14 protein-coding genes are annotated in these 13,254 nt (G+C 73.0%); 5 read left to right on the forward strand and 9 right to left on the reverse strand.

The features are described from left to right. Positions 1–18 precede the first annotated feature (18 nt). Positions 19–627 (reverse strand): response regulator transcription factor, encoded by a 609-nt coding sequence (locus IE109_RS18485; RefSeq protein ID WP_229891213.1) that lies wholly within the window; start codon positions 625–627, stop codon positions 19–21. 349 nt (positions 628–976) lie between these two features. Here IE109_RS18485 and IE109_RS18490 point away from each other — a divergent pair, with 349 nt between their 5' ends. The 3 genes from IE109_RS18490 to IE109_RS18500 all read left to right on the forward strand — a co-directional run bounded on the left by IE109_RS18490 (position 977) and on the right by IE109_RS18500 (position 3,440). Further along, complete coding sequence (locus IE109_RS18490; protein ID WP_189552014.1) at positions 977–1,447, forward strand: DUF6098 family protein; 471 nt, start codon at positions 977–979, stop codon at positions 1,445–1,447. A 169-nt stretch (positions 1,448–1,616) separates the two neighbouring features. After that, complete coding sequence (locus IE109_RS18495; RefSeq protein WP_189552015.1) at positions 1,617–2,936, forward strand: APC family permease; 1,320 nt, start codon at positions 1,617–1,619, stop codon at positions 2,934–2,936. A 105-nt stretch (positions 2,937–3,041) separates the two neighbouring features. Continuing rightward, positions 3,042–3,440 (forward strand): SSI family serine proteinase inhibitor, encoded by a 399-nt coding sequence (locus IE109_RS18500; RefSeq protein WP_189552016.1) that lies wholly within the window; start codon positions 3,042–3,044, stop codon positions 3,438–3,440. A gap of 31 nt (positions 3,441–3,471) precedes the next feature. Here the strand turns inward: IE109_RS18500 and IE109_RS18505 are convergent, their stop codons facing one another. The 5 genes from IE109_RS18505 to IE109_RS18525 all read right to left on the reverse strand — a co-directional run bounded on the left by IE109_RS18505 (position 3,472) and on the right by IE109_RS18525 (position 8,078). Beyond that, on the reverse strand, positions 3,472–3,630 hold the full coding sequence (locus IE109_RS18505) for a hypothetical protein (protein WP_189552017.1): 159 nt from the start codon (positions 3,628–3,630) through the stop codon (positions 3,472–3,474). A gap of 172 nt (positions 3,631–3,802) precedes the next feature. After that, positions 3,803–4,765 carry a cytochrome c oxidase assembly protein gene (locus tag IE109_RS18510; protein WP_189552018.1) on the reverse strand — a complete coding sequence of 321 codons (963 nt, stop codon included), beginning with the start codon at positions 4,763–4,765 and terminating at the stop codon, positions 3,803–3,805. 125 nt (positions 4,766–4,890) lie between these two features. Further along, a complete protein-coding gene (locus IE109_RS18515; protein WP_189552019.1) occupies positions 4,891–5,916 on the reverse strand; it encodes a 6-phosphofructokinase in 1,026 nt (341 codons plus the stop codon). Between the two features lie 168 nt (positions 5,917–6,084). After that, a complete protein-coding gene (locus IE109_RS18520; RefSeq protein ID WP_189552020.1) occupies positions 6,085–6,813 on the reverse strand; it encodes a type 1 glutamine amidotransferase in 729 nt (242 codons plus the stop codon). Positions 6,814–6,830: 17 nt separating this feature from the next. Beyond that, complete coding sequence (locus IE109_RS18525; RefSeq protein WP_189552021.1) at positions 6,831–8,078, reverse strand: Mur ligase family protein; 1,248 nt, start codon at positions 8,076–8,078, stop codon at positions 6,831–6,833. Between the two features lie 115 nt (positions 8,079–8,193). Here IE109_RS18525 and def point away from each other — a divergent pair, with 115 nt between their 5' ends. Then, complete coding sequence (def, locus tag IE109_RS18530) at positions 8,194–8,739, forward strand: peptide deformylase (protein WP_189552022.1); 546 nt, start codon at positions 8,194–8,196, stop codon at positions 8,737–8,739. A 50-nt stretch (positions 8,740–8,789) separates the two neighbouring features. Here the strand turns inward: def and IE109_RS18535 are convergent, their stop codons facing one another. Next, a complete protein-coding gene (locus IE109_RS18535) occupies positions 8,790–9,443 on the reverse strand; it encodes a TetR/AcrR family transcriptional regulator (RefSeq protein ID WP_189552023.1) in 654 nt (217 codons plus the stop codon). A gap of 135 nt (positions 9,444–9,578) precedes the next feature. Here IE109_RS18535 and IE109_RS18540 point away from each other — a divergent pair, with 135 nt between their 5' ends. Next, positions 9,579–10,805: an acyl-CoA dehydrogenase family protein gene (locus IE109_RS18540; protein ID WP_189552024.1), complete on the forward strand. Its 1,227-nt coding sequence runs from the start codon at positions 9,579–9,581 to the stop codon at positions 10,803–10,805. Positions 10,806–11,001: 196 nt separating this feature from the next. Here IE109_RS18540 and IE109_RS18545 read toward each other — a convergent pair whose 3' ends face one another. Both IE109_RS18545 and IE109_RS18550 read right to left on the reverse strand, forming a co-directional pair. After that, positions 11,002–11,925 (reverse strand): carbohydrate ABC transporter permease, encoded by a 924-nt coding sequence (locus tag IE109_RS18545; protein WP_229891215.1) that lies wholly within the window; start codon positions 11,923–11,925, stop codon positions 11,002–11,004. Next, the gene (locus IE109_RS18550) at positions 11,922–13,253 is read right to left on the reverse strand and encodes a carbohydrate ABC transporter permease (protein ID WP_189552025.1); all 1,332 of its coding nucleotides are present in this window, start codon (positions 13,251–13,253) and stop codon (positions 11,922–11,924) included. The genes IE109_RS18545 and IE109_RS18550 overlap by 4 nt, the downstream gene beginning before the upstream one ends. Between the last annotated feature and the right edge of the window lies 1 nt (position 13,254).

The raw sequence follows: 13,254 nt of genomic DNA on the forward strand, positions 1-13,254 counted from the left end.
CCACAGCCGTCCGGCCCCCTACACCCACCCGGCGCACTGCGATATCCGGATCGCGTCTATCCGGTTGCGCGCGCCCACCTTCCGGGTGGCCGACGCCATGTAGTTGCGCACCGTCCCGTTCGACAGGTGCAGGCCCCGCGCTATCTCCGCGATGGACTCCCCCTCCGCCGCCCGGGCCAGCACGCTCAGCTCCCGCGCGGTCAGCGGCATCCTGGACGCCTCCAGAAAACCGAAGGCGAGCGACTCGTCCACGAACCGCTCGCCCTCCGCCACCTTGCGGATGCCCCGCACCAGGCGGTGCGGCGAACCGTGCTTGTCCACGTAGCCCAGCGCCCGCGCCTCGAACGCCCGGCGCAGCGCCCCCGGCCGCCCCGCCGACGCCAGCACCAGCAGCGCCGTACCGGCGCCCAGCAGCTCCCGGTCCGCGTCCGCCCCGCCGTCCAGCAGCCCAGCCGCGCCCGGACAGTCGAGGTCGACCACGCACACGTCCGGCCGTAACGCCCCGACGTGCCTCGCCGCCGAGCGCCACCCGGCCGAGAACACGTCGAACGCCCCCTCCGATTTCAACAGCGCCACGAGCGCCGATCTCAGCAGACTGACGCTGTGCAGAACAAGCACCTTCGTCACGTTCCATCCCCTCCCTGGGATCCCCCCCGGCCGAGCACGCCGGGTTGCCGTTCGGCCACCCATGCGGCTTCCCCGAGCGGCGCGGCTGGAACATTGCCCTGAGGTACGCGCGGGGCGCACACCCAGCGCCCCAAGCGCCCCTTGCGCTACCGTGCGCGCACGAGTGCATCCTCTGAGTGTTCCCCGCACGTTGACGAGGGACGGACAGTGGCCGGGCGGCACCCGGTTGCCGGCCGGACGGGCGGCGCGCCACCACGCGGTCGGCGGCGGTCGCGTGGTGGCAGGCGGCGCGTCGCCGGAAAATGGCGGGGTATGCGGTGGTCCTCCGTACGACGAGGAGGGTGGACCCATGACGTACACGACCGACCGGCCCGTGACCCCGGAGGGCGAGACCGAGCTGCCCACGGTGCGCTCCCTGCGGGAGCTGGGCGATCTCGTGGAGCGCCGGGGACCGCTCTACGTCCGCTGGTCACGGGGCCCGGCCCGCGACCTGGACGCGAGCCGCAGCGTCGACGAGCTCACGGGCATCCCCATGCCGGGCCTGTCGGCGAACCCGCTCCAGGTGGAGTCGTGGTGGGGCGACCGCTCCCTGCGCCTGTGGGTCGCGCGCCGGCTGTACGACTACTGCCACCTGCGACGCGACCGGGACGGTGACGTACGTCCCTGGACACTGCGCGGGCGCGAGGTCGGCCGCGGCCCCGACAACGAACCGCTGGTGTGCGACATCGAACCGGTCAGCTGGATCGACCTGGCCGTCATCGAGGAGGCGCAGGACGAGGTGGCCCGTCAGCGCCGCCCCTGGGGCCCCATGCGCCGCTGACCACCCGCCCGGACCGCCGGAGGGGCGCTCGCCCGCACCCGGCGGCCTCCTCCCCCACCCCCGGCTCCCGGCCCGCTTCCGCTCCGGGACCTTCCGCCCCACGCCGACCCCCTCCCACCAGTGACCAAGGTCCCGTCTGCCGGTCGGCATCCGGGGCAGACGGGCCCTCATGTCGACAGCGAACGATCAGCCGCTCAAGCGCGCGCTCACCACCCCTCTCCTGTACTTCTTCATCCTCGGTGACGTCCTCGGCGCCGGCGTGTACGTCCTGATCGGCCAGGTCGCCGCCGACTCCGGGGGCGCCGTCTGGGTGCCGCTCGCCGCCGCCCTCGCCCTGGCCATGCTGACGGCGGCCTCCTACGCCGAGCTCGCCACCAAATACCCGCGAGCCGGTGGCGCCTCCCACTACGCCACCCGCGCCTACGGCCCGTTCGCCGGCTTCCTGGCCGGTTTCTGCATGCTCGCCGCCGGGATCGTCTCCGTCGGCGCGCTCGCCCGGGGCTTCGCCGGGGACTACCTGACGGCCTTCGTCACCCTCCCCGTCGCCCTGGTCGCGGTGGTCTTCCTGGCCGCCCTCGCCCTGCTCAACGCCCGCGGCATCCAGGAGTCCACCCGCGCCAACGTGGTGGCCACCCTCGTCGAGCTGGGCGGGCTGGCGATCGTCGTCGTCCTGGGCGCCTGGCTGCTGCTGCGGGGCGAGGGCGACCCCGACCGGCTCACCCGGCTCGGCACCGCCGAGCACGGCGCCGCCGCCGCCGTGCTGAGCGGCGCGGTCCTCGCGTACTACTCCTTCGTGGGCTTCGAGACCTCGGTCAACGTCGCCGAGGAGACCCGCGACCCCCGGCGCTCCTACCCGCGCGCCCTGTTCGGCGCGCTCGCCACGGCCGGCGCGGTGTACGTCCTGGTGGGCCTGGCCGCCTCCGCCGCCGTGCCGACCGGGACGCTGGCCGCCTCCAGCGGTCCCCTGCTGGAGGTGGTGAAGGCGGCGGGCGGCGTACCGGTCTGGCTGTTCAGCGCGATCGCGCTGGTCGCCGTCGCGAACGGCGCCCTGCTGACCGGCATCATGTCCTCCCGGCTCGCCTACGGCATGGCCCGTGACGGGCTGCTGCCCGCCGCCCTGACGAAGGTGCTGCCGGGCCGCCGCACCCCGTGGGCCGCCATCGCGCTCACCACGGCCCTGTCGATGGTGCTGGCCCTCACGGGCAGCGTCGCCACCCTCGCCTCCACCCTGGTGCTGCTGCTCCTGGTGGTGTTCTTCATGGTCAACACCGCCGTGCTCGTCCTGCGCCGCGACCCGGGCGTCCCCGGGCACTTCCGGGCGCCGACCGTCCTCCCGGTCCTCGGCGCCGCCTCCTGCGTGCTGCTCGCCACCCAGGTCGAGCCGGAGGTCTGGCTGCGCGGACTGATCGTCCTGGGCGTCGGCCTGGTCCTCGCCGCGGTGGCCGCCGCCCGGCGCGACGGGGAGCGGACACCCGCCCGGACCCGGTGACGTGTGGGCCGTCCGCGGTACCGCGCGGCGCGGCGGCTTGCCGCGGCCCCCGGACGGGGGTGCCCTGGCCCTGCGTGCCCACACCTGAGGCCCCGGGAGTACCAGATGTCCCTCCGCGCCACCGCCGCAGCAGCCGTCCTCCTCGCGCTCGCCGCGGCCGTCCCCGTCCACGCCGACACCCAGGAGCCCGTCCTCGACGGGGAGACCGGGCTCTTCCTCACCGTCTCGGGCGGTGACGAGAGCTGGATCCGCGGCGTACGGCTGCGCTGCTCGCCCCGCCCCAGCGGCCCGCACCCCGACGCCGAGGGGGCGTGCGCGGCCCTGGACGCGGCGCACGGGAACCCCGACCGGCTCGTCACCGACCCGCACCCGTGCACCAAGAGGTTCGACCCCGTCACCGCCCGTGCGGTCGGGGAATGGCGCGGCCTGCGGATGGACTGGCGCAAGACGTACCCGAACGTCTGCGTGCTGGACACCGCGACGGGACCGCTCTTCCGGTTCTGAGGGCTCCCGGCCGGCGGCTCGGCCTGCCCGGTCACGAGTCCCGGGTCGCCGCCATCCCGATGGTCACCAGTCCCAGCACCACCCAGCCGAACCACAGCCAGCCGTTGCTGCCGAGCGCCACCGTGTACGCCGTGGTCACCACCAGCGCCCCGATGGTCAGCCCGCTCATCGTCTTCGTGGAACCGGACATGCGCGTCCTCCTCATGGCGGCCGTACCGCCATGGTCGCCCCGGAGGGGGGCCCGGCGCTACTGCCCCGGCGTCACCGGCCCTACGGGCCCGCCCGGCCGGCCCGCCCGGCCGGCCGGTCCTGCGAGCCCGGGCGGCGCACCCGGCGCCACCGCCCCGGCGCGCGGCCCGGTGCTACCGCCCGCGCGCCTGGAGGGAGGCGAGGTAGGCGTTGTACGCCTCCAGTTCCTTGTCCCCGTCCCGGTCGGCCGCCCTGTCCGTGCGCACCGCCTGACGCTGCTCGGACCGGTACCACTGGTAGACCAGCGCGATCAGCACCAGCACCGACGGGATCTCGCTGAACGCCCAGGCGATGCCGCCCGCCGCGTTCTGGTCGTCGAGGGCGTCGATGCCGAGCGAGGCCGGCGGGTTCGCGTACACCTTGACCATCGGCTCCGTCGCCATCATCAGCGCGATGCCGAAGAAGGCGTGGAACGGCATGCCCGCGAACAGCTCCAGCATCCGCATCACGTAGCCGGGCCGGTGCGGCCCGGGGTCCACGCCCATGATCGGCCAGAAGAACACCAGCCCGACCGCGAGGAAGTGCACCATCATCGCGATGTGCCCCGGCCGGGAGCTCATCAGGAAGTCGAACAGCGGCGTGAAGTACAGCGCGTACAGACTCGCGATGAACAGCGGGATCGTGAACACCGGGTGCGTGATGATCCGCATGTAGCGGCTGTGCAGCAGCGCCAGCAGCAGCTCGCGCGGCCCCTTGGCGCCACGCCGGGGCGCGACCGGGAGGGCGCGCAGCGCCAGCGTCACCGGGGCGCCGAGCAGCAGCAGGATCGGCGAGAGCATGCTGACGACCATGTGCTGGACCATGTGCACGCTGAACATGACCATGCCGTAGTCGTTCAGCGCGGTGCACATCACCAGCGCGATGCTGAGCACCCCGACCGTGAAGAACACCGTCCGGCCGGCCGGCCAGGCGTCCCCGCGCCGGCGCAGCCGCGCCACGCCCCATCCGTACAGACCGAGGGCCACCAGACAGCCGGTGAGGAAGAAGAGGTCCGGCGAGAACTCCAGGGCCCGCCCCAGGGTGAACGGCGGCAGATCCATGGGCATGTCGTGCGTGCCGTGCCCGCTGTGATCCATCCGCCGGCTCCTGACTCGTTTCGTGCTGGGTTGTCCGCTTGCGGGGTCCAGACTAGAACCGCCCCCGATCGCGGCTGCGACCGGGGGCGGGTGGTCCCGAGCGGGACGAGATCACGACACGGGCGTCACAGGACGGTCTCCGCCTCGTCGTACCGCTCCGCCGGCACGGTCTTCAGCGTCTCCACGGCCTGGGCCAGCGGCACCATCACGATGTCCGTGCCGCGCAGGGCGGTCAGCATGCCGAATTCGCCCCGGTGCGCGGCCTCCACCGCGTGCCAGCCGAACCGCGTCGCCAGCACCCGGTCGTACGCCGTCGGCGTCCCGCCCCGCTGGACGTGGCCGAGGATCACCGCACGGGCCTCCTTGCCGAGCCGGTGCTCCAGCTCGCCGGCCAGCTGCTGGGCAACGCCGGCGAACCGTTCGTGCCCGTAGATGTCCTTGCCGCCCTCGTTGAACTCCATGGAGCCCGCGCGCGGCTTGGCGCCCTCCGCCACCACGACGATGGCGAACTTCTTGCCCGCCGCGAACCGCGCCCCGACCCGGGCCGTCAGCTCGTCGATGTCGAAGGGCCGCTCGGGCACGACGATCGCGTGCGCGCCGGCGGCCATGCCCGAGTGCAGCGCGATCCAGCCGGTGTGCCGGCCCATGACCTCGACGATCAGCACGCGCTGGTGGGACTCGGCGGTCGTCTTGAGCCGGTCGAGCGCCTCGGTGGCGACCCCGACGGCGGTGTCGAACCCGAAGGTGACGTCGGTCGACGCGATGTCGTTGTCGATGGTCTTCGGTACGCCGACAATGGGCAGCCCGGCCTGGGAGAGGAGGTTCGCCGCCTTGAGGGTGCCCTCGCCGCCGATCGGGATGATCGCGTCGAGGCCGAGGTCGGCGACGTGCCCCTTGGCGCGCTCGACGCCGTCGACGAGGTGCGCCGGCTGCACCCGGGAGGAGCCGAGGATGGTGCCGCCACGGGCCAGGATGCCGGCCACCGCGTCCAGGTCGAGCTTGCGGTAGTCGCACTCCAGGAGGCCCTTCCAACCGTCGTGGAAGCCGATGACCTCGTCGCCGTGGTCGACGACGGCGCGGTGCACGACGGAACGGATGACGGCGTTCAGACCGGGGCAGTCGCCGCCGGAGGTGAGCACACCAATGCGCATAGCCCGAGATACCTTTGCAACGTGGGCCGACTCCCGGACCACGTCGTCCGGTTGGATCCCCGCCACCCTACCGGCGTTGGGTGACGGGGCCGAAACGAGCGTCCGACTACTGGACGGTAGTCGTAGGAACCGACGAAACCGGGGACCGGAGGGTCGCCCGGTGTCCCGTCAGGCGGGCTGCGAGGCCGCCGCGATCCGCTCGGAGCGCAGCGCCTCGTACCACCGGTCGTCGGTCGGCGGCAGGGCGTTCACATCCAGGGCCAGCTTCAGCAGCAGGTCCGCGATCTGCGGATTGCGCGCCATGACCGGTCCGTGCATGTACGTCCCGAAAACGGTCTCGTTGAACGCGCCCTCGGTGCCGTCCCCGGTGCCGTTGCCGTTGCCGAACACCGTCCGGGCGAACGGCCGGGCCGTCGGGCCGAGGTGGGTGACGCCCTGGTGGTTCTCGAACCCGGTCAGCTGGGGCAGCCCCAGGCGCGGGTCGATGTCCGCCAGCACGTCACCGACGCAGCGGGCGCCCTCGCCGCGCGTCGAGACCACGTCGAGCAGGCCGAGACCCGGCTCCCGCTCGCCGAGGTCGTTGATGAACTCGTGGCCGAGGATCTGGTAACCGGCGCACACCGAGAAGATGATGGCCCCGTTCTCGGCCGCGCGGTTCAGACCGCCGTCGCGGCGCAGCCGCTCGGCCGCCAGCCGCTGCGGCCGGTCCTCACCGCCGCCGATCAGGTAGATGTCACCGGACGTCGGGATCGGCTGGTCGCTGCGGACGTCCACCCGCTGCACGTCCAGGCCGCGCTGACGCGCGCGCCGCTCCACCACCAGGGCGTTGCCCTGGTCTCCGTACGTACTGAGCAGGTCCGGGTAGACCCACACGAGACGCAGACTGCTGTCGCTCATGCTCATCCTTCTCGGGGTCAGTTGCCGACGCGGCGGCGGACGTCCTGGAACGCGGTGTAGTTGGCGATCAGCTCGATCCGCCCGGGCGGGGAGAGCTGCACGGCCTCGTCGACGGTCTCGCAGACCCGGAAGTCCAGGCCGGCGACCTCGAGTCGCACCGCGAGGTCAAGCCGACGGTCGCCGATGACCACGATCGGGTGCCCGGCCAGCCGTGTGTAGTCCACGTCCCACAGCCAGGACGTGTCCGTGCCGTCCGCGCCGCGGGCGTTGACGGACAGGATGACCGGCGTCGGCGGCGGGTCGATCAGCGAGAACGTCTCGAGCCAGCCCGCCGGGTTCTTCGCCAGCAGCAGCCGCAGGTCGCGGCCCTGGAAGGAGACCACGTCGTACCGGCCGGCCACCGCCTGCACCTGGTACATGCGCTCCAGCGCCACCTGCGGAGGTACGCCGAACACGGCCGCGACGGCGGCGGAGGTCGCGGCGTTCGCCCGGTTGGCGCGGCCCGGCAGCTGGAGGTGGATCGGCCAGGCCGAACCGTGCGGGTCCAGGACGTGGTCGCCGCTGAGCGCCCAGCTCGGGGCGGGGCGCCGGAAGCCGCACTCACCGCAGAACCAGTCGTCGCCGGGGCGCTGCATCACACCGCCGCAGGCGGGGCACGACCAGGCGTCGTCCTTCCACTCCTGACCGGCCGCCACCCACACGACGTTGGCCGAGGAGGACGCGGCCCAGACGACCAGCGGGTCGTCGGCGTTGGCGATGACGACCGCCTTCGTGCCGGACAGCCCCTCGCGCCACTTCTCGGCGAGCATCCGTGTCTCGGCGGCGCGGTCGAGCTGGTCGCGGGAGAGGTTGAGCAGCGCGATCGCCTTCGGCGCCACGTCGCGAGCGACGCCGGCGAGGTACTTCTCGTCGACCTCGATCACGCCGTACTTGGCGTCCGAGCCGCCCGCGAGGGCGGAGGTGATGCCCGCGGGCATGTTCGCGCCGAGCGCGTTCGAGACGACCGGGCCGCTGGCCCGCAGCGCCTCGGCGATCAGCCGTGTGGTGGTGGTCTTGCCGTTGGTCGCCGACACCAGGACGACGTCCAGGTGCTGCGCCAGCCGCCCGAGCAGTTCCGGGTCCAGCTTGAGCGCCACCCGGCCGCCGATCACCGATCCGCTGCCGCGTCCCGCGGCGCGTGACACCGCCGCCGCGGCCTTTCCTGCCGTCACGGCCAGCTTGGCGCGCGGCGACAGCGGCTCAGGATTGCCAGGGTGTCCTGCCATCGTCCTTGTTCCTCCTAGCGTGGGTCCGGGCTCAGCCTATCGAGATCCGGCCGGGCGCCCGAACCGCGCCACCTGCTGAAACCCCCGAAGCGGCCGGGAACGTACGCTGAGTGCCATGCGAAACCGGCCGATCCCCGGCAGTTCCGGCCATGTACGAGCCATGACTCTGCTCGGCGACCCGGTCCTGCACACCCCCTGCGAGCCCGTCACCGACTTCGGGCCGTCCCTGTCCCGGCTCATCGAGGACCTGTTCGCGACGATGTACGCGGCGCAGGGCGTCGGCCTCGCGGCCAACCAGGTCGGCGTGGCCTCGCGGGTCTTCGTGTACGACTGCCCCGACGACGAGGACGTCCGCCACCTCGGCCACGTCGTGAACCCGCGCCTGGTGGAGGCGGACGGGGTGACGGTGCGCGGCCCGGAGGGCTGCCTGTCCCTGCCCGGCATCGAGGCCGGTACGGAACGCTTCGACCGCGCGGTCGTCGAGGGCGTCGACCGGCTCGGCCGGCCGGTGCGCGTCGAGGGCACGGGCTTCTTCGCCCGCTGCCTCCAGCACGAGTGCGACCACCTGGAGGGCACGGTCTACACCGACCGCCTCACCGGCTGGCGGCGGGCCCGTGCCCTGCGCGCGGCGGGCCGCGCCTCCTGGGCCAAGGCCCGCTGACCGGGGGACCCCGGCGGCCGGCAGCCGCGCCGGCGTCCGGCCGGACCCGGTCAGAACCCGGGGCTGTCCACCCTGTCGTCGACCCGCTCCAGGCGGCCCCAGAGCAGGTCCGCCAGGCCCCGCACCAACTCCGCCCGGGTGCAGGGGCGTTCGCCGAGCCACCAGTCGCCCGCGGCGTGCATCATCCCGACGATGCCGTGGCCCCACACCCGGGCCAGCACCTCGCTGTCCGGCCCCAGGTCGACGCGTTCGGCGATCACCCGGGCCAGCTCCTCGCCCATGCGGCGCAGTACGGGCGCGGAGTGGCGTCCCGTGTCGAAGCCGTGCTCCGGCTGCTGTCCGCCGCCGGTCTCCTCCGACGGGTGCATCAGGAACCGGTACACCTGCGGCCGGGCCTCGATGGCGGCCAGGTACGTGTCGAGCGTCGCCTCCACCCGCCGGCGCCGGTCGGCGGGCGCGTCGAGCGCCGAGCGCAGGTTGGCCAGCAGGGCGTCCGTGTGGCGCGTCGCGAGCGCGCGGTACAGTCCGCCCTTGTCGCCGAAGTGCCGGTACAGGATCGGCTTGGTGATGCCCGCCTCCGCCGCGATGGCGTTCATGGACGCCTGCGGCCCGTCGCGGAGGACCACGCGGTCGGCGGCCTCGAGCAGCTCGCGTCGCCGTTGGTCGGCCGACCGCTGCTGCTCGGTCCGGTGTGTGGTCTCCATAGCGTGTCTCCCCGCCCGTGCGATGTCCCTAAGACCCGCGCAACGTAACACCCGGTCCGCCGGGGCTGCCGGTTGACAGCGTCTACTTACCGGTAACAGACTGCGGTTACCGCAAGTAACATGCAGGGAGGGAACATGGCCGAGTTCACGTTCGAGCTCAACGACGACCAGAAGCAGGTCCGTGACTGGTTGCACGGGTTCGCCAGGGACGTGATCCGGCCGGCCGCCTCCGAGTGGGACGAGCGGGAGGAGACCCCCTGGCCGATCATCCAGGAGGCCGCCAAGGTCGGCATCTACTCCCTCGACTTCTACGCCCAGCAGTTCTTCGACCCCACGGGCCTCGGCATTCCGATGACCATGGAGGAGCTGTTCTGGGGCGACGCGGGCATCGCGCTGTCCATTGTCGGGACGGGCCTCGCGGCCGTCGGCGTCCTCGCCAACGGCACCGAGGAGCAGATCGGCACCTGGATCCCGCAGATGTACGGCGACCCGGGCGACGTCAAGGTCGCGGCCTTCTGCTCCTCCGAGCCGGACGCCGGCTCGGACGTCGCGGCCATGCGCACCCGCGCGGTCTACGACGCGGCCAAGGACGAGTGGGTGCTCAACGGCACCAAGACCTGGGCGACCAACGGCGGCATCGCCAACGTCCACGTCGTGGTCGCCGTCGTCGACCCCGAGCTCGGCTCCAAGGGGCACGCCTCCTTCATTGTCCCGCCGGGCACCCCCGGGCTCTCCCAGGGCCAGAAGTTCAAGAAGCACGGCATCCGCGCCTCCCACACGGCCGAGGTCGTCCTGGAGGACGTCCGCGTCCCCGGCTCGTGCCTCCTCGGCGGCAAGGAGAAGCTCGACGAGCGCCTCGCCCGCGCCCGGGAGAAGGCCAAGGCGGGCGGCGAGCGCGTGAAGAACGCCGCCATGGCCACCTTCGAGGCGTCCCGGCCGGCGGTCGGCGCCATGGCCGTGGGCACCGCCCGCGCCGCGTACGAGGTGGCGCTCGACTACGCGAGGACCCGCGTCCAGTTCGGCCGCCCGATCATCGACAACCAGGGCGTCGCCTTCCAGCTGGCGGACATGCGCACCCGGATCGACGCCGCCCGGCTCCTGGTCTGGCGGGCCTCCTGGATGGCCACCACCGGCAAGCCGTTCACCTCCGCCGAGGGCTCGATGTCCAAGCTCTACGCCAGCGAGGTCGCCAAGACGGTCACGGCCCAGGCCGTCCAGATCCTCGGCGGCAACGGCTTCACCCGCGAATACCCGGTGGAGCGGATGCACCGCGACAGCGCGATCTACACCATCTTCGAGGGCACCAGCGAGGTGCAGCGCCTGGTGATCGCCCGCACCCTGTCGGGCATGCCGATCCGCTGACCCGGCGGTCCGCCGGACGGAGCTTCGCCGAAGGCGGCACCGGCGGGCGCACCAACCCCGCTGCTCCGGGGGCACCGCGTCCTCCGACGTCCAGGTGCTCAGCCCGGAGCACGCGAAGGGTGTGCACTCACCGTCGCGCGGCGGGGCGCCTCCCCCGTGTGAGGCGCCCCGCCGCGCGACGGTGGTCCCGCCGGTCTCACTTGACCGACCCGGCCATCACCCCCTGGACGAAGTGCCGCTGGAAGGCGAAGAACACCACCACCGGCACGATCAGGGAGAGGAAGGCACCCGGCGCCAGGACGTCGATGTTGCTGCCGAACTGCCGGACCTGCGACTGGAGTTCCACGGTGAGGGGCTGTGAGGAGCTGTCGGCGAACAGCAGCGCCACCAGCATGTCGTTCCAGACCCACAGGAACTGGAAGATCGCCAGGCTCGCGAGGGCGGGCCGGCCCACCGGCAGCACCAGCCGGGTGAAGATGCGCCACTCCCCGCCGCCGTCCATCCGCGCGGCCTCCAGCATCTCGCGCGGGATGTCGGCGAAGTAGTTGCGCAACAGGAAGATCGCGAACGGCAGCCCGTACGCGACGTGGAACAGCACCACGCCCGGGATCGTGCCGAACAGGCCCAGCTGCCCGAAGAGCTTGGCGACCGGCAGCAGGCCCACCTGCACCGGGACCACCAGCAGCGCCACCACCGCCAGGAAGATCCAGTCCCGGCCGGGGAACTCCAGCCACGCGAAGGCGTAGCCGGCGAGTGCCGCCAGCACCACGACGAGCACGGTCGTGGGCACCGAGATCAGCACGGTGTTCCAGAAGGCCCTGGTGATGCCGGCGTTGCCCAGCAGCGCCGTGTAGTTGTCGAAGGACAACCGGCCGGGCTCGGCCAGCGCGGTCCACCAGCCGCTCGCCGCGTTGTCGTTGGCCGAGCGCAGCGAGGACAGCAGCAGTCCGGCCACCGGGGTGATCCACACCAGGCCGACCACCGCGAGGAACGCCTGGACCACGCCGTGGCCCAGCAGGCGGCGGAGCCGGCCGCCCGGCCGCCGGGCCGGCGCTGGCCGGACGGGCGGGGGCGGAGCGGACGGCTGGGACGGGGGAGGAGCGGTGACGGTCGCGCTCATGACTGGCTCCTGCGGAAGCGGCGGACGTTGAACACCATGGCGGGGACGACCAGCAGCAGGAGCAGTACGCCGAGCGCGCTGCCCAGCCCCTGGTCGTTGCCCCCGCCGAAGGAGACCAGCCACATCTGGGTGGCGAGGACCGTGGCGTCCTGCTGCACCGGCCCCGGCGCGATGATGTAGATCAGGTCGAAGACCTTCATCACATTGATCACCAGCGTCACGAAGACGACCGTCAGCACCGGCGCCAGCAGCGGCACCGTGATCCGGCGGAACACCTGCCACTCGCTCGCCCCGTCCATCCGCGCCGCCTCCAGCGCGTCCCGCGGCAGCGACGACAGCCCGGCGCCGATGAGCACCATGGCGAACCCGGTCCAGATCCACAGGTAGGCGCCGATGATCGCCGGCGTGACGAGCGCCGGACCGAGCCAGGAGACGCCCTGGTACGGCGGCGCGAAGTTCGCCGCGGGCAGCCGGATCGTGTACGAGCCGTCCGGGAGGTCCGCGAAGCGGTACGAGCCGTCCGCCGCCGTGGTCGCCGTGGCCACCGTCCGTCCGTCCCGCACCGCCTCCACCGTCAGGCCCGGCAGGCCGCGTTCGGCCGCGTCGATCGCGCCGGGCCGCCCACCGCCGCCGGGCGTGAAGTCCAGGTGGACGGCGCCGCGCAGTTCGTGGGGGCCGGCCTCCGCGGTCGACGCGGGCTCGGCCCGTGCCGGTACCTCCCCGGGCGGTACGCCCACCAGCCCGAGGTTCACGGTCCGGCCCGGTGGGACGGCGCCGGCCGTCCCGTACGACCCGTCCGGGCCCTCGCGCAGCCCCTGGTCGTCCCGGGGCCGGGCGCTCGGGTAGGAGGAGGCGCCGGTGAACGCGTCGTGCACCCCGACGACCGCCGCGTTGAGGACGCCCTTGTCGGGGTCCTCCTCGTACGCGAGCCGGAAGATGATGCCCGCCGCCAGGAACGACACGGCCATCGGCATGAACAGCAGCAGCTTGAACGCGGTGGCCCAGCGGACCTTCTCCACCAGCACGGCGAGGACCAGGCCGAGGCCAGTGAGCAGAGTCGGGGCGACCACGACCCAGATGGCGCTGTTGCGGATGGCGGTCAGGGTGGCGGGGTCGCGGAACATCTCCGCGTAGTTCTCCCCGCCGGCGAACCGGGTCCCGGTCGCGTCGAAGAAGCTGCGGCCGACGGAGAACAGGACCGGGTACACGACCAGCGCGCCGAGGAGCAGCAGCGCCGGGAGGACGAAGGCGGCGGCGATGGCCCGCCGGCGGCGCTGGGCGCGCCGCCGGGGACCCGCGGCCCCCACGGGAGTGGTGAGGGTGGTCATG

This window comes from Streptomyces lavendofoliae (assembly GCF_014649735.1).
Classification (GTDB): domain Bacteria; phylum Actinomycetota; class Actinomycetes; order Streptomycetales; family Streptomycetaceae; genus Streptomyces; species Streptomyces lavendofoliae.